21 protein-coding genes are annotated in these 21,639 nt (G+C 69.2%); 9 read left to right on the top strand and 12 right to left on the bottom strand.

The annotated features are described in order from the left end of the window. Nucleotides 1–1,048: thioredoxin family protein (locus AC07OQ_RS11615; protein ID WP_495053280.1), on the top strand; the 1,048-nt coding region annotated here is incomplete at its 5' end. Between the two features lie 36 nt (nt 1,049–1,084). Here AC07OQ_RS11615 and AC07OQ_RS11610 read toward each other — a convergent pair. From AC07OQ_RS11610 to AC07OQ_RS11595, 4 genes are all read right to left on the bottom strand, one after another. Further along, entirely contained in the window at nt 1,085–2,380 is a 1,296-nt protein-coding gene (locus AC07OQ_RS11610) for an epoxide hydrolase family protein (protein ID WP_495053279.1), read from the bottom strand. Beyond that, on the bottom strand, nt 2,377–2,511 hold the full coding sequence (locus AC07OQ_RS11605) for a hypothetical protein (RefSeq protein WP_495053278.1): 135 nt from the start codon (nt 2,509–2,511) through the stop codon (nt 2,377–2,379). The genes AC07OQ_RS11610 and AC07OQ_RS11605 overlap by 4 nt, the downstream gene beginning before the upstream one ends. Before the next feature lie 35 nt (nt 2,512–2,546). Next, on the bottom strand, nt 2,547–3,761 hold the full coding sequence (locus AC07OQ_RS11600; RefSeq protein ID WP_495053277.1) for an MFS transporter: 1,215 nt from the start codon (nt 3,759–3,761) through the stop codon (nt 2,547–2,549). A gap of 701 nt (nt 3,762–4,462) precedes the next feature. Further along, nucleotides 4,463–5,083 carry a cysteine hydrolase family protein gene (locus AC07OQ_RS11595; RefSeq protein ID WP_495053276.1) on the bottom strand — a complete coding sequence of 207 codons (621 nt, stop codon included), beginning with the start codon at nt 5,081–5,083 and terminating at the stop codon, nt 4,463–4,465. Nucleotides 5,084–5,224: 141 nt separating this feature from the next. Between AC07OQ_RS11595 and AC07OQ_RS11590 the strand changes: the two genes are divergently transcribed. The 3 genes from AC07OQ_RS11590 to AC07OQ_RS11580 all read left to right on the top strand — a co-directional run bounded on the left by AC07OQ_RS11590 (nt 5,225) and on the right by AC07OQ_RS11580 (nt 8,412). Next, nucleotides 5,225–6,181 carry a LysR family transcriptional regulator gene (locus AC07OQ_RS11590; RefSeq protein ID WP_495053275.1) on the top strand — a complete coding sequence of 319 codons (957 nt, stop codon included), beginning with the start codon at nt 5,225–5,227 and terminating at the stop codon, nt 6,179–6,181. Nucleotides 6,182–6,417: 236 nt separating this feature from the next. Continuing rightward, nucleotides 6,418–7,032, top strand: coding sequence for a VOC family protein (locus AC07OQ_RS11585; RefSeq protein ID WP_495053274.1), 615 nt, complete (start codon nt 6,418–6,420; stop codon nt 7,030–7,032). A gap of 45 nt (nt 7,033–7,077) precedes the next feature. Then, nucleotides 7,078–8,412, top strand: a complete 1,335-nt coding sequence (locus tag AC07OQ_RS11580; protein ID WP_495053273.1) for an epoxide hydrolase family protein — start codon at nt 7,078–7,080, stop codon at nt 8,410–8,412. Between the two features lie 109 nt (nt 8,413–8,521). On the opposite strand, the gene AC07OQ_RS11575 is transcribed toward AC07OQ_RS11580, so the two are convergent. The 7 genes from AC07OQ_RS11575 to AC07OQ_RS11545 all read right to left on the bottom strand — a co-directional run bounded on the left by AC07OQ_RS11575 (nt 8,522) and on the right by AC07OQ_RS11545 (nt 15,781). Next, nucleotides 8,522–9,313, bottom strand: coding sequence for an SDR family oxidoreductase (locus tag AC07OQ_RS11575; protein ID WP_495053272.1), 792 nt, complete (start codon nt 9,311–9,313; stop codon nt 8,522–8,524). A 12-nt stretch (nt 9,314–9,325) separates the two neighbouring features. Further along, nucleotides 9,326–10,765 (bottom strand): aldehyde dehydrogenase family protein, encoded by a 1,440-nt coding sequence (locus AC07OQ_RS11570; protein ID WP_495053285.1) that lies wholly within the window; start codon nt 10,763–10,765, stop codon nt 9,326–9,328. A 123-nt stretch (nt 10,766–10,888) separates the two neighbouring features. After that, nucleotides 10,889–12,181 carry a TRAP transporter large permease gene (locus AC07OQ_RS11565; protein ID WP_495053271.1) on the bottom strand — a complete coding sequence of 431 codons (1,293 nt, stop codon included), beginning with the start codon at nt 12,179–12,181 and terminating at the stop codon, nt 10,889–10,891. A gap of 175 nt (nt 12,182–12,356) precedes the next feature. Then, nucleotides 12,357–12,869: a TRAP transporter small permease gene (locus tag AC07OQ_RS11560; RefSeq protein WP_495053270.1), complete on the bottom strand. Its 513-nt coding sequence runs from the start codon at nt 12,867–12,869 to the stop codon at nt 12,357–12,359. Nucleotides 12,870–12,941: 72 nt separating this feature from the next. Further along, entirely contained in the window at nt 12,942–13,937 is a 996-nt protein-coding gene (locus AC07OQ_RS11555; RefSeq protein WP_495053269.1) for a TRAP transporter substrate-binding protein, read from the bottom strand. A 49-nt stretch (nt 13,938–13,986) separates the two neighbouring features. Beyond that, nucleotides 13,987–14,982, bottom strand: a complete 996-nt coding sequence (gene denD, locus AC07OQ_RS11550; RefSeq protein WP_495053268.1) for a D-erythronate dehydrogenase — start codon at nt 14,980–14,982, stop codon at nt 13,987–13,989. 31 nt (nt 14,983–15,013) lie between these two features. Next, nucleotides 15,014–15,781, bottom strand: coding sequence for a FadR/GntR family transcriptional regulator (locus tag AC07OQ_RS11545; protein WP_495053267.1), 768 nt, complete (start codon nt 15,779–15,781; stop codon nt 15,014–15,016). Between the two features lie 220 nt (nt 15,782–16,001). On the opposite strand from AC07OQ_RS11545, the gene AC07OQ_RS11540 reads away from it, so the two are divergent. Further along, on the top strand, nt 16,002–16,721 hold the full coding sequence (locus tag AC07OQ_RS11540; protein WP_495053266.1) for a hypothetical protein: 720 nt from the start codon (nt 16,002–16,004) through the stop codon (nt 16,719–16,721). 106 nt (nt 16,722–16,827) lie between these two features. Here the strand turns inward: AC07OQ_RS11540 and AC07OQ_RS11535 are convergent, their stop codons facing one another. Continuing rightward, on the bottom strand, nt 16,828–17,328 hold the full coding sequence (locus AC07OQ_RS11535; protein WP_495053265.1) for a DUF4148 domain-containing protein: 501 nt from the start codon (nt 17,326–17,328) through the stop codon (nt 16,828–16,830). A 466-nt stretch (nt 17,329–17,794) separates the two neighbouring features. On the opposite strand from AC07OQ_RS11535, the gene AC07OQ_RS11530 reads away from it, so the two are divergent. From AC07OQ_RS11530 to AC07OQ_RS11515, 4 genes are all read left to right on the top strand, one after another. Further along, on the top strand, nt 17,795–18,331 hold the full coding sequence (locus AC07OQ_RS11530) for a DUF4148 domain-containing protein (protein ID WP_495053264.1): 537 nt from the start codon (nt 17,795–17,797) through the stop codon (nt 18,329–18,331). 344 nt (nt 18,332–18,675) lie between these two features. After that, nucleotides 18,676–19,413 (top strand): SDR family NAD(P)-dependent oxidoreductase, encoded by a 738-nt coding sequence (locus tag AC07OQ_RS11525; RefSeq protein WP_495053263.1) that lies wholly within the window; start codon nt 18,676–18,678, stop codon nt 19,411–19,413. A 109-nt stretch (nt 19,414–19,522) separates the two neighbouring features. Next, the gene (locus AC07OQ_RS11520; protein WP_495053262.1) at nt 19,523–20,482 is read left to right on the top strand and encodes an enoyl-CoA hydratase/isomerase family protein; all 960 of its coding nucleotides are present in this window, start codon (nt 19,523–19,525) and stop codon (nt 20,480–20,482) included. 67 nt (nt 20,483–20,549) lie between these two features. Then, nucleotides 20,550–21,611: an MBL fold metallo-hydrolase gene (locus tag AC07OQ_RS11515; RefSeq protein ID WP_495053261.1), complete on the top strand. Its 1,062-nt coding sequence runs from the start codon at nt 20,550–20,552 to the stop codon at nt 21,609–21,611. The last annotated feature ends 28 nt before the right edge of the window (nt 21,612–21,639 follow it).

Here is a 21,639-nt window from a genome sequence, read left to right as displayed (position 1 = left end):
GCCCAAGCCCGTCACGCTGCTGCCCGAGGCGGCCGCCGCCACGCTCGCGCCGGCCGCGCCGGCCGCCCCGGCCGCGGCGCGCAGCCTGCTGTCCGGGCTGAGCGGCGCCACCGGCTGGATCAACAGCGCCGCGCCGCCCAGCGCCGACAGCCTGCGCGGCAAGGTGGTGCTGGTCGACTTCTGGACCTATTCCTGCATCAACTGCCTGCGCGCCCTCCCCTATGTGCGCGCCTGGGCCGAGAAGTACGAGCGCGCGGGCCTGGTGGTGCTGGGCGTGCACACGCCCGAGTTCGCCTTCGAGAAGCAGCCGGCCCATGTGAAGCGCGCGGTGCAGGATCTGCGCATCGGCTTCCCGGTCGCGCTCGACAGCGACTACAAGATCTGGCGCGCCTTCGACAACCGCTACTGGCCCGCGCTGTATTTCATCGACGCGCAGGGACGCCTGCGCCACCAGCAGTTCGGCGAGGGCGGCTACGAGGAGGCGGAGCGCGTGATCCAGCATCTGCTGGCCGAGGCCGGCCGCAGCGACGGCATGCCCGCCGGGCTGGTGGCGCCGCAGGGCCGCGGCGTCGAGGCGCCGCCGGCGGCGCAGCCGGCGCGTTCGGGCGAGACCTATCTGGGCCATGCGCGCGCCAGCGGTTTCGCCTCGCCCTCGGGCCTGCGGGCCGACCGGCCGCAGGTCTACGCCCTGCCCGCCGCGCCGCTGCGCAACGACCAATGGGCGCTGGGCGGCAGCTGGACCGTGGACGCGGAGCGTGCCGTGCTGCAGCGCGCCGGCGGCCGCATCGCCTACCGCTTCCATGCGCGCGACCTGCACCTGGTGCTGGGCCCGGGGCCCGACGGCAAGCCGGTGCGCTTCCGCGTGCTGGTGGACGGCCAGCCGCCGCTGGCGGACCATGGCGCCGACACCGACGCGCAGGGCCAGGGCAGCATCGACGCGCAGCGGCTCTACCAGCTGGTGCGCCAGCAGGGCGGCCCGCGCGAGCGCCTGTTCGAGATCGAATTCCTCGACCCCGGCGCCCAGGCCTATGCCTTCACCTTCGGCTGAGGAGGCGGCGGGCACGGCCGCGCCTGCGCGGAAGGTTCAGCGCAGCGGGCGGAAGGCGGCTCGCAGTTCGTCGCTGAACAGCTGCGGCTCTTCCCAGGCGGCAAAGTGGCCGCCCTTGTCGACACGGTGGTAGTAGACGAGATTGCGATAGCTCCGCTCGACCCAGCTCCTCGGCGGCCTGTACACCTCGCCGGGAAAGATCGTCACCGCCACCGGGATGGCGATGCTCGCGGTGCTGGGGGCGCTGCTCTCCCAATAGATGCGCCCGCTCGAGGTGCCAGAGTTCGTCAGCCAGTAGAGCGTGATGTCGTCGAGGATCTCGTCACGCGTGAGAGCGCGCTCCGGTTCGCCGCGCGTGAACACCCAGTCGGCCAACTTGTCGTAGATCCACGCCGCCAGGGCGACCGGCGAGTCGGCGAGGCCGTAACCGATGGTCTGAGGGCGCGTCCCCATGATCGCGGCGTAGCCGAGGCCCTTGCCGAGGAACTCGCGCGCCTCGTCGAACACGGCCCGCTCTTCCGCGTTCAGTCCGGTCGGTGCGGGCTCGCCGCTGCGCAGCGCCTTCGCGACGTCGGGCGGAAGCGTCGCCGATCGCTCGACCCTGTTGACGTGCATGCCCAACAGGCCCGCAGGCGCCTGGCGTCCCATGGCGTCGCAGATGATGGCGCCCCAGTCGCCGCCTTGCGACACGTAGCGCGCGTAGCCGAGGCGCTTCATCAGAACGTCCCATGCGCGTGCGATGCGATCGGGGTTCCAGCCCGTTCCCCTTGGTTTCTCGGAGAAACCGAACCCGGGTATCGAGGGAAGCACCAGGTGGAAAGCGTCTTCGGCGCTGCCTCCATGCGCGGTGGGGTCGGTCAGCGGGCCGATGACCTTCAGCAGTTCGAAGACCGAGCCGGGCCAGCCGTGCGTCATCACGAGCGGCATCGCATCGGGATGACGGGAGCGCACATGGAGGAAGTGAATGTCCAGGCCGTCGATGTTCGTGAGGAACTGCGGCAGGGCATTGAGTCGGGCTTCGCCCTTGCGCCAGTCGTAGCCCGTGCGCCAATGGTGCACGAGCGCCTGAAGCGCCGCGAGCTGCACCCCCTGCGAGCGCCCGTCGAGCGTTTCCGCGTCGGGCCAACGCGTCGCCGCGAGACGCCGGCGCAGATCCACGAGCGCCGCTTGCGGAACATGGGCACGGAACGGCCGGACCGCATCGGAGGCCGCGGAGCCGACGGCTCGTGCCGCCGCCTGCACCGGCAGCAACATGGACAGCGAACCCATTGCCGTGGTTCCAATGAGCAGTTCGCGGCGCGACAAGGTCTTCATGGTTTTCGTGGTTTTCATGGTTCGATCAGCGTGCCTTCGGGAACATCGGCGACCTCCGCGCCCGGGGCGGAGCCGACACGCACCTGGATGAGCTGCGGCCCGCTTCCGGCGAGCGACGCCGTGGCCGCGATGATTCGATTTGTCTTCATGGGATGGTTCCTTTCAGAACGGATTGAGATGGCACCTAAGCGTCGGTCTGGCGGTTCGACTCTTTTGGTGAGAACGCATTTACGGCAACGGCAGCCATCGAGAGCAGCACGCCGGCGATCGCGAGGCCCAGCCATGCGGCGTGTTGCGCGCCGTAGCCTCCCAGGGCGGCACCGGCGGAGGCGCCGAGGAAGCAAGACCCGACGAAGACCGTGTTGAGCCGGCTGCGCGCCTCGGGGCGCAGTGCGAAGATTCGTGCCTGGTTGCCGACCAGGCCGGCACGGTTGCCGAGATCGAGCAGCACCATGCCGACGATCAGCCAGACCAGGCTGTGCGCCGCAACCGCGACGAACGCGAAGCCCGCCGCGATGGCGATTGCGCCCGCGAGAACCATGTTGCGGGCGCCGACACGATCGACCAGCGCTCCGATGCGCGGGGACAGCGCAATACCGATCGACGCGGCGAGCCCGAACGCACCGATGGCGGCGGGCCCGTACTGGTACGGCGGCCGCGCCAGCAATCCGGCAATGCTGGCCCACAACGCACTGAAGGCCCCGAACATCAGGAATCCGGTGGCCGCCGAGAAGCGCAACAGGACTTCTTCGCGCACCAGCACACCCAGCGAGCGAAGCAGCTGGCCGTAGCGAGTCGTCGTGAGGCCGGTCATCACGGGCAGGTGTCGGATGACGATGACCAGCAGGGCGAGGTCGGCCAGCGACGCGAGCGCGAAGACCGGGCGCCAGCCCCAGCGCGCGCCGATGAAGCCACTGACGGTGCGGGCCAGCAGCAGGCCAGTCGAGAGCCCGCTCAGCAGCGTGCCCGCGATGCGCCCCCGAGCCGAAGGATCGGCCTGCCCGGAGATGGCGGGAATGATGATCTGTCCGGTGACGGCCGTCACCCCGACCGCGAAACTGCACGCGATCAGCATCGCGAGCGTGGGCGCCGCCGCGCAGGCAAGCAGTGCGACGGCGTTCGCGCAGACGGCCAGCGCGGCGAGCACGCGCGGCTGGCAGCGGTCGGCGAGCGGCACGAGGAACAGCAGGCCGGCTGCGTAGCCCAACTGCGTGAGCATGGCGATGAGGCCGACCTGCGCCGGCGTCGCCCCGAACGATGCCCCCACCTGTGAGAGCAGCGGCTGGTGGTAGTAGATGGTCGAGACCGCCAGCGCGCAGCCCAGGGCCATCAGTCCGACCAGCCGCGACGAAACACCGGGGGGATTGGCCGCGGACACCGGGGCCGGCACGCTTGACATGATGGAGGGCTCCTTGCTGATCGATGCCCGAAATCTAGGTGCGGACTGCGCGCCGAAAAAGCGTCCCCCGCGAAACGCCGCGTTGCGTTCACGCCGGATCGGCCGATGCCACGATCGTGCCGGCCGTTGAGACACAGTGGCTGCTCCGGCCCCGTTCACCTGCGGGCATCTCAGACCTATCAAGGCGCTCGTCTTCGACAGCGCCGATCCCGACTTCCGCCCGGCCCACGGGGATGTCTGCGGCGCCGCGCGTCCGGCCGCCCCGGCGCAACCGGCGCCATCCTGGACCGGCATCAGCTTGCGCCTTGCACAAGCGCCGGTGGTCGGCATCGCCCTCGCCCGCAGCCGCGTGCGCGGGATGGGCAGCGAGATCGCGCCCGGCGCAGCCGATCGCGAATCGGCGTGTCCGCGGTGTGGAGCAGCCATGGCCACGGCGGTTCGAGCGAGGTCCAGGCCGGCCCGCCCGATTGCCAGGACGGCGACGGGGGCGCTCACGGCGATGCTCCACCTCGCGTTGACGGCGCAGCGCTCCTCGCCGCGTTGCAGCGCGCAGGTGGGCGGAAGCTGCTCTTCCCTGGACCGTGCGGTGCGAGATACAGGGCCATGCCTCCGGCTTCCGAACCGGTGCAGGCGACGGCGTTGACGAGCGGATGCTTGCTCAGCGCCGCTGCGATCTCCAAATCAACTCAGTCGCCGCGGCCTCACCGCAGCGCCTCCAGGAGCTCGCTGGTGTCGACGATGCTGTGCGCATAGGTCGGGCCGTTCAACTCGTGGGCGGCATGCATCATTTCTCGCTTGAATGCGGCCGTGGCGTCCCTGACGAGCGTCACGTGATAGCCGAGCTCCTGCGCATAGCGTGCGGTGGTCTCGATGCAGGTGTTGGCCAGCAGCCCCACGACGATCACGTGGGAGATGCCGTGCTGCTTGAGTTGGAAGTCCAGGTCCGTATTGGCGAAGCCGCTGGATCCCCAGTGCTCGCCCACGACGATGTCCTTGTCCTTGGGCGCGAAGTCCGGATGCCATTCCCCGCCCCACTCGCCCTTGGAGAAGGTCTTGCGTGTCATCAGCAGACGCTGTGTCGGGCTCGGGTGGCACCAGCATTCGTAGTCGCCGGGTTGCCAGCGTCGATGCGGGACGATGATCTTCTGGATGCCGGCCGCGCGAACCGCGCTCTGGATCGCGCGCAGATTGTCCAGCAGCTTGACTTCCTCGGCAATCGGCTTGATGAGGGGCCAGAGCTTGCCGCCCTCGGAGAGGAAGTCGTTGTAGGGGTCGACGAAGAGGAGCGCAGTCTTGCGTGCGTCGTAGTGAACTGCTGTCATGGTGGACTCCTTGTAGAAAAGCGTGCATCAAAACGATAGGATCAAAGGCCTCGCGAATAAATCCTGCTACGGCATTCGCAGCGTTTCAATCCTCAGGACAATCGAGGCCGACCGGCCCGGCGCCCGGACAGAGGACCGACCATGGACAAGTTGAGCGCGATGAAGGCCTTCGTGCGGGTCGTCGAAGCCGGCACCTTCACCAAGGCCGCCGACTCCCTCGACGTGCCGAAGACTCAAGTGACACGCCTGGTGCAGTCGCTGGAGGGCGAGCTCAAGACGCTGCTGCTCAACCGCACCACGCGGCGAGTCAGCGTCACGGTAGACGGCGGCGCCTACTACGACCGGGCCGTGCGCCTGCTCGACGAGATCGAAGAGCTCGAGTCGAGCATGTCCCACGCCAAGGTGAACCCGAGAGGAAGGTTGCGCATCGACGCCCCGTCGGCGATTGCGAACTACATCATCATTCCCGCGCTGGGGGACTTCTGCGCGCGCTATCCCGACATCCAGGTGGACATCGGAGGCAGCGACAGGCCCGTGGATCTCGTCGCCGAGAACGTCGACTGCGCGCTTCGTGCAGGCGATGTGACGGATGAGTCCCTCGTGGCCCGCCGCCTCGGCGAGATCCGCCGCATCGTGTGCGCTGCCCCTTCGTACTTGAAGCGCTTCGGCGTCCCACGGCACCCGTTGGAACTCGAGGATCGCCACCGCGCCATCACCTACTTCTCGCACGGCGGCGGGCACTTCACCTTCGTGCTGCAGCGTGGCGACGAGCGTCATGAGGTCAACGCCAGGCCGGCCATCGCCGTGAACGACACCGGCGCCATGCTGGCGGCCGGGCTGGCGGGCTTGGGGCTGGCTCGGACCGCCCCGTTCATGGCGGCGCCCCACCTGGCCGCCGGCACGCTGCAGGTCGTCCTGCCGGAATGGTCCGCAGGCGCCTGGCCTCTGTATGTCGTCTACCCACCCAACCGCCACCTCAGCGCCAAGGTGCGCGTGTTCATCGACTGGGCGGCCGAGCTTTTCGCCCGCACGCTCGAGGCATCACCGGCGCGACAGGTGGCCGCCGGGGAACGCAGCGTTCAAGACACCGGCCGTTGAACCCGGGGCGTGACTGCCGCTCGCTCGGTCGCTGCCACGACCGATCGATCCGATCGGCTCCTCGAAGACAAGAACGCCGAGACGGCCCATCTGCGGAGCCGTCGATGACTCGTGCGCCGATCTCGATTGTCCCGAGGAGTGAAACACAGCGGCCCTCGGCGCTTGATTTATCCGCGCGGTCTTTGCTCCTATCGTCCCGTTCGCACCCATCCCATCTCTTTGAACGGAGTTCCATTGTGAAGACCATTGCCACCAATGACATGAAGCTCGAAGTTGTCGTCATCCCCGTTTCGGACGTGGATCGCGCCAAGCGCTTCTACGCCGGCCTGGGCTGGAAGCTCGACGCCGACTTTCCCAAGGGCGACGCGTTCCGTGTCCTGCAGTTCACGCCTCCGGGCTCGTCTTGTTCGATCCACTTCGGCACGGGAGTCACGTCGGCCGTGCCGGGATCGGCGCGCGGACTCTATCTCGTCGTGTCCGACGTCGAGGCAGCGCGCGCCGAACTCGTCGCACACGGCGTCGACGTGAGCGAAGTGTTCCACCGTGGCGTCGGGGAACCCGCTCAGAGCGGCCCGCATCCGCAGCGGCAGACCTATTCCTCGTACGCCACGTTCAGCGACCCGGATGGCAACAGCTGGCTGTTGCAGGAAGTCACCGCACGATTGCCCGGACGCGTGGATGCGGACACGACATTCGCCTCATCGGCCGACCTCGCAGCCGCGCTGCGGCGCGCGGCGGCTGCGCATGGCGAGCACGAGAAGCGCAATGGCGGCGAGCACGATGAGAACTGGCCGGCCTGGTACGCCGAGTACATCGTGCGCGAGCAGTCCGGTGAGCCGCGGCCGGCATAAGCGGCCTCTGCGACGCCCCCTCATCAGTTGACATGGAGTTTTGTTATGAATGATTCCCCCGACTTCAACCGCCGGCGCTTTTCCGCCGCCGCAGCGGCAAGCGTTGCCGCAGGATCGCTCGGAGTGTTCGGTCTGGCGCAGAGTGGCCGCGCCATGGCCACCACGGCCCCGCCGGCAGGCGGCGCCCGCGCCGCCATTCGTCCGTTTCGCGTGCATTTCCCGGACGCGGACCTCGCCGAGATGCGCAGGCGCATCCGGGCGACGAGCTGGCCCGAGCGGGAGACGGTTCCCGATTCGTCGCAAGGCGTGCCGCTCGCCACGATGCAGGCCCTCGCGCGCCATTGGGCGACCGACTACGACTGGCGCAAGGTCGAGGCGAAGCTGAACGCGCTGCCGCAATTCGTGACCGAGATCGATGGCCTGGACATCCATTTCATCCACGTCCGCTCGAAGCACGAAGATGCGATGCCGCTCGTCATCAACCACGGATGGCCGGGCTCGATCATCGAGCAGCTGAAGATCATCGATCCGCTGATCAACCCGACGGCCCATGGCGCCAGCGCATCGGACGCCTTCCATGTGGTGATCCCGTCGATGCCCGGCTACGGCTTCTCCGGCAAGCCCACGGGCACCGGCTGGGGCCCCGAGCGCATGGGCCGGGCGTGGGCGGAGCTGATGCAGCGCCTCGGCTACACCCGCTACGTGGCCCAGGGCGGCGACTGGGGGGCGTTCGTCGTCGACCAGATGGGCCTGCAGGCGCCCGCGGGCCTGCTCGGCATCCACACCAACATGCCTGGGGTCGTCCCGGCGGACGTCGACAAGGCGCTCGGCCGCGGCGAACCGGCGCCGCCCGGACTCTCGGCCGAAGAACGGCGTGCCTACGACCAGCTGGTGAGGACCTTCAAGGAGGTCGACTACGCCAGGCTGATGGCAACGCGCCCGCAGACCCTGTACGGCATCGCGGACTCCCCGGTCGGCCTGGCCGCCTGGCTGCTCGACCACAACGATGCCGGCGGCCAGCCGGCCGCCGCGGTCGCCTCGGCCCTGAACCGGACCGCGAGCGCCACGGGGGAACTGACGCGTGACGAGATCCTCGACAACATCACCTTGTACTGGCTGACGAAGACGGGGGTCTCCTCGTCCCGCCTCTACTGGGAATACAAGGGCGGCTTCTTCAATGCGAAGGGCGTGTCCATTCCGGTGGCCGTGAGCGTGTTTCCCGGCGAGCAATATGAAGCGCCGCGGAGCTGGACGGAGCGGGCCTATCCGAATCTCATCCACTACAACAAGGTCGCCAAAGGGGGCCACTTCGCGGCCTGGGAGCAGCCAAAGCTCTTCTCGCAAGAGCTGCGCGCGGGGTTCAGATCGCTGCGTGCCTAGCAGGTCATACGGCGGAGGCGCCCTGAAATGCGCGCATCCGCCGTTTGACGATGCCCCCTCCCCGGCACGACGCCCGACCGGGCCCGGCGCCCGCCGCACGCCCTCCTTCCTAGATGCAGCGCCCGCCGTCCACCTCCAGCGCCACGCCGGTGATGAACTCGGCCTCGTCGCTCGCCAGGAAGGCGGTGGCGCGGGCGATGTCCAGCGCGGTGGAGAGCCGGCCCATCGGAATGGTCGCGACGATCTTGGCGCGGGTCTCCTCGCTGTCCTCGCCGGGCAGGAAGTCCTGGATCAGGCCGGTCGCGCCCATCACCGGGTTGACCGCGCAGACGCGGATGCCCTCGGGCGCCAGCTCGACGGCCATGCCCTTGGTCAGGTTGATCGCGGCGCCCTTGCTGCCGTTGTACCAGCTCAGCCCGGGCCGCGGCCGCACGCCGGCGGTGGAGGCGATGTTGACGATCACGCCGCCACGGCGCCCCTGCTCCTTCGCCTGCCTGCGGAACTGCGGCACCGCGTGGACGGCGCCCAGGTAGATGCTCTTGACGTTGGTCTGGTAGACGCGGTCGAAGGTGGCCTCGTCCACCTCCAGCATCGGCTGGTTCTTGTGCGTGGTGCCGGCGTTGTTCACGAGGATGTCGAGCCGGCCGTATTTGTCGACGGCGGCGGCCACCATCGCACCGACCGAGTCGTTCTTGGTCACGTCGGCATGCACGGCGATCGCCTCGCCGCCGGCGTCGCGGATCGCCGCGGCCACGCCCTGTGCGGCCTCCAGCCGCAGATCGGCCACCACGACCTTGGCGCCGCGCGCGGCGAAAAGCTTGGCGATGCCCTCGCCGAAGCCGCCGCCGGCGCCGGTAACGATGGCCACGCGGTCCTGCAGGTTCTTGCTGTTCTCACTCATGCGTTGAACTCCTCAGCCATGCGAGATGGCAATGGTCTTGATGGTCGTGAAGCCGCGCAGGCCCTCGAAGGCCTTCTCGCGCCCGTAGCCCGAATGCTTCATGCCGCCGAACGGCAGCTCGATGCCGCCGCCGGCGCCGTAGTTGTTGACGAAGACCTGGCCGGCCTCGATGCGCTGGGCGCAGCGCAGCTGGCGGCCGCCGTCGCGCGTCCACACGGCGGCGGTCAGGCCATAGGGCGTGCCGTTGGCCAGCGAGACGGCCTCATCCTCGTCGTCGAAGGCAAAGGCGGCCAGCACCGGGCCGAACACCTCCTGCTGCGCGATCGCATGCGCGGACGGCACATCGTCCAGCAGCAGCGGCGGGAAGTAGAAGCCGCCGGCCGGCGCATCGGCCACCAGCCGCGCGCGCGCCGCGACCTTGATGCCATCGGCCAGTCCGGCCTCGATCATGGCCGTGACGCGGTCGAGCTGGCGGCGGTTGATCAGCGGACCGCAGTCCAGGCCGCGCGCGCCCGGACCGGTCAGCAGGGCCTCGAAGCGCGCCTTCAGCTTGTCCATCACCTCGGCGTAGATCGCGCGCGCTATCAGCACGCGGCTGCCGGCCGCGCAGGTCTGGCCGGCATTCTGCACGATGGCATTGACGACCACCGGCAGGGCCTTGTCCAGATCGGCATCGGCGAACAGCAGCTGCGGCGATTTGCCGCCCAGCTCCAGGGTCACCGGCAGATGGTTGACCGCGGCGGCCTGGGCCACCGCGGTGCCGGTGGCCGCCGAACCGGTGAAGGAAATGTGATTCAGGTCCGGGTGCGCGGCCAGCGCGGCGCCGGCCTCCAGCCCCAAGCCGCAGACCATGTTCAGCGCGCCCGCCGGCAGGCCGGCCTCGAGCGCCAGCGCGCTGATGCGCAGCGGCGTCAGGCAGGCGTCCTCGGCCGGCTTGACCACGCAGGCATTGCCGGCCGCCAGCGCGCCGCCGATCGAGCGGCCGAAGATCTGCGCCGGGTAGTTCCAGGGAATGATGTGGCCGGTCACGCCATGCGGCACGCGCATGGCGATCACGGTGCTGCCGGCCGCGTAGGGGATGCTCTCGCCATGCAGCTTGTCGGCCGCACCGCCGTAGTACTCGAAGTAGCGCGCGCAGGCCGTGATGTCGGCCTGCGCCTGGGGCAGCGGCTTGCCGGTGTCGCGGCATTCCAGCGCGGCCAGCTCGGCATGGTGCTCGGCGATCAGGGCCGAGAGCCGGCTCAGCACGCGGCCGCGCTCGGTGGCGGTGGCGCGGCCCCAGGGGCCGTGGAAGGCGCGCCGCGCCGCGGCCACCGCCGCGTCCACGTCGCGCGCATCGCTGCGCGGCAGGGTCGTGAAGACCTGGCCGTCCGAGGGATCCAGCACCTCGAGGGTGCGGCCCGAGGCGGCGGCGCAGGCCTCAGCGTCGATGAAATTTGATTGTGCAGGCACAGCCATTTCGATACTCCATTCGCATTCGCACGGCATTCAACCGAGCAGAGCCCGCGGATCCGGCTCCGCCGGTCCATCGGGCTCGCCCCCTTGAGGGGGTGGCCGCAGGCCGTAGGGGGTGGGTCATTTGAAGCCCAACTGGTGCGGCAGCCAGGTGCTCAGCGCCGGGATGAAGGTGATGATCATCAGGATCGCGCCATGCGCCCACAGGAAGGGCTTGAGCTCGCGCACCAGCGCGCCCAGCGGCACGCGCGAGACGTTGGAGGTGACGAACAGCAGCCCGCCCACCGGCGGCGTGATCATGCCCAGGGTCAGGTTGAAGATCACCACCATCGCGAAATGCACCGGCTCGACGCCCACCTTGGCCGCCACCGGCGCCAGGATCGGCACCAGCACCATCACGCCCGGCAGCGGCTCGATGAAGATGCCGAACAGCAGCAGGAAGATGTTGACGGCCAGCAGGAAGGTGACCGGCGAGAAGTTCTGCGCCGCCATCCATTCGGCCAGGTGCTGCGGCAGGCCCTCGATGGTCAGCACCCAGGCAAAGGCGGCCGAGAGGCCGATGATGATCAGCACCGAGGCGGTCAACAGGGCCGAGCGCGCCAGGATGTCCGGCAGCGCCTGCCATTCCAGCGTGCGGTAGATCCATTTGCCGCAGACCAGCGCGTAGAACACCGCCACCACCGAGGCCTCGGTGGGCGTGAACCAGCCGGCGCGCATGCCGCCCAGGATCAGCACCGGCAGCAGCAGGGCCGGGAAGGCCTTGATGCTGGTGGCGAGGATCTCGCGCCAGCCGGGATGCTCGCCGTCGCCGCGGTAGTTGCGCGCGGTCGAGACCCGCCAGTTGACGAAGCTCATGCCCACCGCGATCAACAGGCCCGGCAGCAGGCCGGCGACGAACAGCGCGCCCACCGACACGCTCTCGTCCTGCAGCGCGTAGATGATCATGATGATCGAGGGCGGGATGATGGGTCCGACGATGGCGGTCGCCGCGGTCAGCGCCGCCGCATAGGCGCGGTCGTAGCCGGCCTTGTCCATCATCTTGATCATCATCGAGCCCGGCCCCGCCGCATCGGCCAGCGCCGAGCCGGAGATGCCCGAGAAGAAGGTCAGGCCGACCACGTTCGTATAGCCCAGGCCGCCGCGCTTGTGGCCGACGAACTGGCTGGCGAAGCGCAAGAGCACCTCGGTCAGCGAGCCGCCGCTCATCAGCTCGGCCGCCAGGATGAAGAAGGGCACGGCCATCAACGGGAAGCTGTCGATGCCGGTGAAGGTCTCCTTCAGCAGCACGAACAGCGGGAAGCTGGTGCCGAGGACCAGCGCCGTCAGGGTGGACAGGCCCAGCGCGAACGCGACCGGCACGCCGATGGCGAGGAAGGCGCAGGCGCTCAGCAGGAGAATCAGACTCGCACTCATAGAAGCCCCTCGGCCGATGGATACATAGGCCGGCCCCCGGGGGAGGCCGATGCCCGCGGCTCCCTGCTCGCCTGCGCGAGCAGGGACGGGCGGAGTGCCAGCTGCGTCTCGCAGCTGGCGCGGGCCGGCTTGGGAGCGGCCCGGTGCTCGGTCCCGGCCTGCAATGACAAAGTCTTCATAGGGAGGCACTCGCGTTCGCGTCGAAATGCGCATCGGCCGCGAACAGGCGTTCGCTCAGATAGCCGCGCACGATCAGCAGCCAGTGCACGACCAGCAGCAGCCCGCCGACCGGCATGGCCGCGTAGATCCAGGCAAAGGAGATCTGCGTGGCCGCGGTGGTCTGGTACTGGGTGCGCTCCAGGTAGAGCATGCCGTACCAGATCATGAAGCCGAAGAAGCCCAGCAGCAGCAGGGCGATGGCCCAGCGCAGCAGCACCGCCAGCGGCCGCGGCAGGCTGTCCTGCAGGTTGTCGACCGCGATATGGCCGCCGTAGCGCAGCACCGGCCCGGCGCCCAGGAAGGTCAGCCAGATCATCATGTGGCGGGCCACTTCCTCGGCCCATTCGATCGATTCATTGGTCAGGTAGCGCAGCGCGACATTGGCAAAGATGATCAGCGCCATCGCCGCCAGCAGCAGGATCAGCGCCCAGCGATTCGCCGCCAGGAAATACTTCTCGAAGGTCTTCATGCAGCAAGGCTCCTGCGCCGGCGCGCCCGCGTTCATCGGGACGCACCGGCGCGACAGGTCAGCTCGTCGTCATCACTTCACCGCCTGGACGGCGGCGATCTTGTCGGCCCCGAACTCCTTGGCGAAGTTCGCGTAGGCCGGCGTCACGGCCTTGCGGAAAGCCTCGCCATCGACCTTCTCGACCACCTGCATGCCGTCCTTGCGCAGCTGGGCGATGCCGCTGGCCTCGTCGTCGTTGACCTTCTTGCGCTGGGCGGCCGCGCCCTTGGCGGCGGCGTCAACGAAGACCTTCTTGTCGGCGTCGGAGAGCTTGTTCCAGACCACCGGCGAGAGCAGCAGCACGGCCGGCGAATAGACATGGCCGGTCAGCGACAGGTGCTTCTGCACCTGGGAGAACTTGGAGCTCAGGATCACCGGGATGGGGTTCTCCTGGCCGTCCACCGTGCCCTGCTGCAGCGCACCGAACAGCTCGGGGAAGGCCATCGGCGTGGGCAGCAGGCCGAAGGTCTTGTAGCCCTCCATATGGATCTTGTTCTCCATCGTGCGCAGCTTCAGGCCCTTGGCGTCCTCAGGCTTGACGATCGGATGCTTGTTGTTGGTCATGTGGCGGAAGCCGTTCTCGGTCCAGGCCAGGCCGACCAGGCCCTTGCCCTGCAGCTTCTTCAGCACGTCCTGGCCGATGGCCCCATCCATCGTGTGGCGCGCATGCGCGTAGTCGCGGAACAGGAAGGGGATGTCGAACAGCTTGACGTCGGGCAGGAAGTTGCCCAGCGGGCCGGTCGAGGTGTTGGTCAGGTCCTGGGTGCCCAGCTGCACCGCCTCGATCTGCTCGCGCTCGCCGCCCAGCGCCGAGCTGGGGAATTGCTGGCACTTGTAGCGGCCCTGCGTGCCCTTCTCCACCTCGTCGCAGAACGCGGTGGAGCCGACGCCGTAATGCGATTCCTTGCTGGTGGCATAGCCGATCTTCAGCACGGTCTGGGCCGAGGCCGCGCCGCCGGCCAGGGTCAGCAGGGCCAGCGCCGCGATCCGGTATGCGGATTTCTTCGGCTTCGTCGTCTTCATCATCATGGCTTGTCTCCGTTGTCGTGAAGGAAAGAGGAAAAGACTGAACAACATCTCAGGGCCGCAGCGGCACCTTGATCGCATCGGGGTTGTCGCGCAGGTACTGCAGCACGATGCTCTTGAAGTCGGCATCGGCAGCCAGATCCAGGCGCGCCACGCGCCGCGACTCGAAGCGCGCCGGCCAGCCGCCGACAATGCGCGCCACCGCCGCATCGGGCTCGAAGCGCACGCGCGCCACGGCCTCGGGCCCGGCCACCTCGGCCAGCGCATCCAGCATCTGCCGCACGCTCACCGTCAGCGCCGGCAGGTTCAGCGCGGTGCGGCCGCCGAAATCCTCGCGGCTGGCCTCGTAGACCCGGATCAGCCCCTCGATGGTGGCGGCCGGCGAGGCCAGCGCCACCGTCGTTTCCGGCGCCACCGGGCAGACGGCGTCCAGCCCGGCCAGCGGCTCGCGCACGATGCCCGACAGGAAGCCCGAGGCCGCGCCATTGGGCCGGCCCGGCCGCACCGCCACCGTCATCAGCCGCGCGCTGCGGCCGTCGATATAGCCCTTGCGCGTGTAGTCGGCCACCAGCTGCTCGCAGACGAACTTGTGGATGCCGTAAGAGGACTGCGGCGTCGGCAGGGTGTCGTCGCGCACCACGGCGGGCAGCGGCAGCGCCGGGTCGGCGCCGAACACCGCGACCGAGCTGGCGAACACCAGCCTGGCAGGCCGCTGCGTCTGCGCGCGCAGCGCATCGAGCAGCGCGCGCGTCGTGTCCAGGTTGGAGGCCAGGCCCAGCTCGAAGTCCCGTTCGCATTCGGCCGACACGGCCGAGGCCAGGTGGAACACACCGTCGAAACCCTGGCCGCCCAGGGCCGGGGCCTGCTCCAGCAGCGCGCCCGTCAGCGCCTGCACGCGGGCGTCGGCCAGCAGATCGGGCGGCGGCGGAAACAGATCGGCCAGTACCAGGTAGTCGAGACGCTCGCCGCCCAGCTCGCCGCGCGCCAGCAGCGTGCGCGCCAGACGCGCCCCCAGAAAGCCGGCACCGCCGGTGATCAAGAGCTTCAAACCCATTTGCTGTCAACGCCTCCGTGATTCGTCATGCTCGTACCTTGCTCCGCCCGCCGGCCGGCAGGAAGCCGCCCTCCACCAGGCGCTGCGCCGCCTCGGCCATATGGCCGGTGGCGATGCGGCGCGCCGTTTCGGCATCGTGGGCGGCGATGGCCTCGACCAGCGCGCGGTGCTCCTCGCGCACCGCGGCCGCGAAGGCCTGGTGGCGCGCCTCGTTGCTGCGCGTCACGCGCATCGCCTCGCGCAGGTACTGCTCCAGGAATCCCAGCAGACGGCCGAACTGCGGGTTGCCGGTGGCCTCGGCGATGGCGCGATGCAGGGCCATGTCCTGCTCAACCCCGTCGCCGCCGGCCGCCACCGCATCCTCGATGGCCTGCAGGGCCCGGCGCAGCGCGGCGATCTGGCTGCGCGTGGCGCGCTGCGCGGCCAGCGCCGCGATCTCGCCCTCCAGCGCGCGCCGCACCTCGACCACCTGGACCACGGCCTCGCGCGACTCCAGCACCGCGGGGTCGAAGGCCAGCGGCCGGTGTGCCGCGGGGGGCGCCACGTAGACGCCCGAGCCCTGGCGCGAGATCAGCAGCCCCTGGGACTTGAGGCGGTGCACGGCCTCGCGCACCACGGTGCGCGACACGCCATGGCGCTCGGAGAGCTGCTGCTCGGTGGGCAGGCGGTCGCCCGGCGCAAGCGCGCCCTCCTGCACCTGCGCGGCCAGCAGGGCGGCGAGGCGGTCGGACAGGCTGCTGTTCGGCTGCAGACGCGCGTCGAGGCGCGTTTCGGCCAGGCTCGGCGATGCCACGGGCTTGTCTCCGATGTCGTTGAATTTATCTGGTCATCGTAGAACTTTGCGCTCAAACCGCCGTCCGTGATTACCCTGGAGCGGGCCCGGCCCTCGTTGTTCGGCCCCGGCGACTTCCCATATCGCGTCGCGATTCCTAAAGTGTGTCCTGGCCACTCGGCGGCCGAACGCATCGCCGGGCGCGGGGTACCGGCTCCCCTCTCACGCGAAGGAGATCACCATGAACGAGTTCCTGGCCCAGGTCATCGACGCTCACGGAGGACTGGAGCGCTGGAAGCGGCACAGCACCCTGAGCACCACGATCGTGACGGGCGGCGGGCTCTGGGCCATGAAGGGCCTGATCCAGGATCCGGCGCCGCGCACGATGCGGGTGTCATTGCACGAACAGCGTGCTTCGGTGGCGCCCTTTGGCAAGCCGGAGTGGCGCACCGCCTTCACGGCCCAGCGCGTGGCGATCGAAACCGTCGATGGCGAGATCGTCCAGGAGCGCCTGCACCCGCGAGCGTCGTTCGAGGGGCATGGCATGAACACACCCTGGGATCCGCTGCACCGTGCGTACTTCAACGGCTACGCGCTGTGGACCTATCTGACCACGCCCTTCTTCATGGCCATGCCCGGCTTCGAGCTCGCCGAGATCGAGGCTTGGAACGAGGGGGGCGAGCCGTGGCGCGGCCTGCGGGTGCGCTTTCCGGAGCATGTCGCCAGCCACAGCACGGTGCAGGACTTCTACTTCGGCCCCGACTTTCTGTTGCGTCGCCATGACTATCAGGTCGATGTCGCCGGGGGCTTCGGCGCCGCGCAATATGTTCACGACATCGTGGACCGGGACGGGCTCAAGTTTCCGAGCCGGCGCCGGGCCTACCTGCGCGGGCCCCAGCTGCAACCGGTGCATGATCTGCTGCTGGTCTCGATCGACCTGAGCGATTTCCGGCTGGACTGAGCCGCTCGCCATCGAGACGCCTGCCGCGCTTGCGGCGCGGCAGCGGGCGGGGTCGGACGGCCGAACCGGGGATGCGGCGGGCGGGCGCCCGCCGCGGCGCGCCGCCTTAGCGGGCGCTGCGCTCCGCCAAGGCGTCGCCCGTCCCGCTCACCGAGCGGTAGCTTCCGGGATAGAGATCCTTGAGCTTGAGCGCGGATTCGCCGTCGGCGATCTTCTCGCCCGTGCGGACCGCCTCGGCGAGTTCGGCCTTGACCTGCTCGCGCGTCTTGCCGAATCCCGTGGCCACGCGCGGATACAGGTCGGGGCGGATCTCGTTGAGCTTGAGGGATGATTCACCGACGCTGATGTCGCCGGTCCGGATGGCTTCCGCGAGTTCCTGCGTCACCTGCCCGCGCGTCTTCTGGGGCGCCGCGGCGGTCTTGGGATAGAGATGCGGATAGCGCTCGTTGAGCTTGAGGCCGGACTCCCCGGCGTCGAGGATGTTGCCGGTGCGCACGGCCTCGGCGAGTTCGGCCCTGACCTGCTCGCGCGTCTTGCCGGTTTCGGCCATGGCCTGCGCACCGGTGAGGGCAACCAGGAGGATCGAGGCGGTGGTGAACAGCTTCATGATGATGGCGTCCTTTCGTGGGAGTAAGGGGGTCTGAATTGCCGGCGCGCACCTGGGACGCTTGCGTCTTTGGCGCCTGCGCCGCGGTGACCTTGATTCAAACGCCCGTTCGTATCCCGGGTGTTTCATCCAGGTCGTCGATTGGCCTGCCTGCGTATCCGCCCCGCCGCCGGACACCTTGCAATACAAAGCCGGGCGGCACCCTGGCGCGAAGCGAGATCTCGCGGCGCGGTCCTCGCAGAGGCGATCAAGGCCAGGCTGGGAGATCACGAATCAACGCGCAAAGAGCCTTTTTGTATGGCCGTGTTTGCGGTCCCGCCCCGGGGCTACAGAACGTTGCGAAAGCCGCCGCGCTCGACACACCGGAGATACGCGGGGGCGTTGCAATTCACGACACCGCACCGCAGGCATTCGCCGTCGAGGCTTCGCGCTGCGGCCAAGTCCCCCACCCTGCAACGCCTCTGCCGTGAAAGTCATCATCATCATGAAACTGCTTCGATTGCCCTCACTCCTGCTCCTGGCCCTCGTCGGTGCACAAGCCATGGCAGCGGAACCCGCCAAGACGCGCGCCCAGGTGAAGGCCGAACTCGCCGAGGCGATCCGCACCGGCGACATCAGCGTCGGTGAATCGTCCCTCAAGCTCAACGAGCGGCAGCCGCAGCGCTACCCGCAGGCGCCCGCGGCCGCGGGCAAGAGCCGCGATCAGGTCAGGGCGGCGCTGGCGGAGGCCATCCGTACGGGCGATATCAGCGAGGGCGAATCCTCGCTGAAGCGCAACGAAACTCGTCCCGACCTGTACCCCCCCGTGCTGGCGGGGCCCGGCAAGACCCGCGCCCAGGTCCAGGCCGAGCTCGCCGAGGCGACCCGCACCGGCAGCCTGACCCTCAACAACTCGTCGCTGACGCTCAGGGAGCGCTTCCCGCATCGCTATGCCAGCGCCGTCCAGCAGCCCTTGGAGGACAGCGTCGCCAGTTCGTCGGATGCCCCTGGTCCGCAGCGCTGACGTACGGCCCCCCCAGCGGCCACCGAGGTCTCGCCCCCGTCGGGGCGGGCCAAAACCGAGCGTCCGGGAGCGTCCGCCGCACGCTCCCGGCAATGACCCGGGCGACGCCCGTGGCGAGTCGGCGTCGGTCCGGCGAGCCCGTCGTCCGGGTCGGCATGGCCCCGACTGCAGCCATCGCCGACGCGCGACCTTCAGCTGAGTCCTTCCACAGTCCAGCTCCTATTTATTACTTCATGTATTTGTTGAATTGATTTCAGCATCAATTGAGTAATTCAATGGAACAACTAGATTAGAGGCATGCCGAGCGATGAACGCTCCGCTCCAACCCTCGAAAGGACGTCAGCATGAAGACTCAAGCCAAGACCATCGTCATCACCGGCGCTTCCAGCGGCATCGGCCTGGCGCTGGCCCGCGCCTACCTCCAGCGCGGCGACAACGTGGTCGGCAACGCCCGCAGCGCCGAACGCCTGCAGCAGGCCGCCGCCTCGCTGGGCTCGCCGGCCAACTTCCTGGGCGTCGCCGGCGACATCGCCGACCCGGCCGTCGGCGCCGCGCTGGTCCAGCGTGCCATCGAGCGCTTCGGCCAGGTCGACGTGCTGATCAACAACGCCGGCATCTTCAACGCCAAGCCCTTCGTCGACTACACGCCGGACGAGCTGGAAGCCCTGGTGAACACCAATCTGAAGGGCTTCGTCTATCCGTCGCAGGCCGCCGCCCGCCACATGGTCGAGCGCAAGTCGGGCCACATCATCAGCATCACCGCGAGCCTCGCATCGCAGCCGATCCAGGGCGTGCCGGCCGTGCTGCCGGTGCTGATCAAGGGCGGCATCAACCAGGCCACAAAGGCGCTGGCGCTGGAACTGGCGCCGCACAACGTGCAGGTGACGGCCGTGGCCCCGGGCATCGTCGACACGCCGCTGTACACCAAGGACATGCATGGCTTCCTCAACACGCTGCAGCCGGCGGGCCGCATCGGCAGCACGCAGGAAATCGTCGACGCGGTCCTGTACCTGGGCGACGCCGGCTTCACGACCGGCATCGTGCTGCCCGTGGACGGGGGCATGAGCGCCGGCAAGTGGTGACGCACGCGGCCACCCCGCGTCGCCAACCCTCGTCGCCTTCAGGCATCCGGCCCGCCCGATCGGCCAGCGTCGCCGGTCGGCTCGCCCTTCCCATGATTGGAGAATCCTCATGCACACCAAGTTCCGCATCCTTGCCGGCGCGCTGCTGATCTCGGCCGCTGGCAGCTTCACCCCCACCGCCTTCGCCGCCGACCCCGCACCGGCCGCCCGCACCGCGGCCCCGGCGACGGCCGCCGCGCCGCAGGCGGCGGCCAAGGTCCGCCTGACCCGCGTCAGCGAGGCCTACTGGAAGGTCACGCTCGCCAACCCGCCGCTGAACATCATCGGCCCCGACGAGGTGCGCGAGCTGGTGGGCATCCTCGAACAGATCGAGGCCGACAAGCGCGTGCAGGTCGTGGTCTTCGACAGCAGCGTGCCGGGCTATTTCTCGGCCCATTACGACCTGCTGACCCCGCTGGAGAAATCCACCTCGATGGCCGCGGGCCCGACCGGCATGCACCCGGTGCCGGACTTCATGGTCCGCCTGAGCAAGCTGCCCGTCGTGTCCATCGCCTCCATCCGCGGCCGGGCCACCGGCATCGGCAGCGAGCTGGTGCTGGCCGCCGACATGCGCTTCGCCAGCCGCGAGAAGGCGGTGCTCTCGCAGTGGGAGGTGAGCGTCGGCTTCGTGCCCGGCGGCGGCCCGATGGCGCGCCTGCCGCGCCTGGTGGGCCGTGGCCGCGCGATGGAGATCCTGCTCGGCTCGGACGACATCAACGGCGACATCGCCGAACGCTACGGCTATGTCAACCGGACGCTGCCCGATGCCGAACTCGATGCCTTCGTCGATACGCTGGCCCGGCGCATCGCCTCGTTCGACCGGCAGGCGATCGCCGACACGAAGCGGCTCATCGACCTGGCCAGCCTGCCGCCCGAGGCCGAGATGCAGCCGGGCTGGGACGCATTCATCAACTCCGTGCAGCGCCCCGCCGCCCAGAACCGCCTGAAGGCGCTGATCGGCCGCGGTCTGCAAAAGCCCGGTGAGATCGAAGAGAACCTGGGCCGGGCCACCGCGCCGGCACCGCGCTGAGCGAAGCGGCGCGGCGGGGCCCGACGGCGTGAGCGCCGTCGGGCCTCGCGCGCTAAGCTGCGCACCGATGAGCCGACCATCAGCGCAGGGCAAGCCGCCCCACCACCGCCCAGGCGGTTTCCAGAACAACTACACGGCCTTCGAGCCCAAGAGCCTGGCCGAGCTGCTGCGCTGGCGCTGGCGGGCCGCGCGCGAGGGACTGCCGCCGCGGCCCCGGGCGCCCACGCCCCAGGTGGCGCCCGAGCTGGATTTTCTGCATGCCAACGCGCGCGCCGGCGCGGCCATGCAACCCAGCATCACCTGGATCGGCCATGCCACCGCGCTGGCCCAGCTGGGCGGGCTGAACGTGCTGACCGACCCGATCTTCTCGGAGCGCGCCTCGCCGCTGGGCTTTGTCGGGCCGAAGCGCCAGCAGCCGCCGGGGCTGAGCGCCGCGCAGCTGCCGGCCATCGATCTGGTGCTGATCTCGCACAACCACTACGACCATCTGGACGAGGCCTCGGTGCTGGCCCTGGCCGCGCAGCCGGGCGGCACGGCCGCTTGCGCGGGGCCGCTGTTCGTCGTGCCGCTGGGCCTGGGCGACTGGTTCCGGCGGCGCGGCATCGCGCGGGTGCTCGAGCTGGACTGGTGGCAGTCGCATGCGCTGGGCGCGCTGGAGGTGCATCTGGTGCCGGCCCAGCATTGGTCGGCGCGCGGCCTGAACGACCGGATGAGCACGCTGTGGGGCGGCTTCGCGCTGTTCGCGCCCGACTGCCATCTCTTCTATGCCGGCGACACCGGCTATTCACGCGATTTCCTGGACATGCGCGAGCGCTTCGCGCCGCGCCAGACGGCGGCGCTGGGCGGCGGCTTCGACCTCGCGCTGCTGCCGCTGGGCGCCTACGAGCCGCGCTGGTTCATGCAGGTCCAGCATGTCAATGTCGAGGAGGCCCTGAAGATCCACCGGGATCTCGGCGCCAAGCGCTCGCTGGGCGTGCACTGGGGCACCTTCGAGCTGAGCGACGAGGCGCTCGACGAACCGCCGCGCGCGCTGGCCGCGCAGCGCCTGGCGCTGGGCCTGGCGGAGGAGGAGTTCTTCGTGCTGGCGGTGGGCGAGACGCGGCGGCTGCCGGCGCGTAGAAGCGCCTAGGGCCTGTTAACACTACGGCAATGGGCCC

The sequence above is a fragment of the Roseateles sp. GW821-FHT09B06 genome, assembly GCF_059418245.1.
This window is presented reverse-complemented; position numbering and strand designations above follow the sequence as displayed.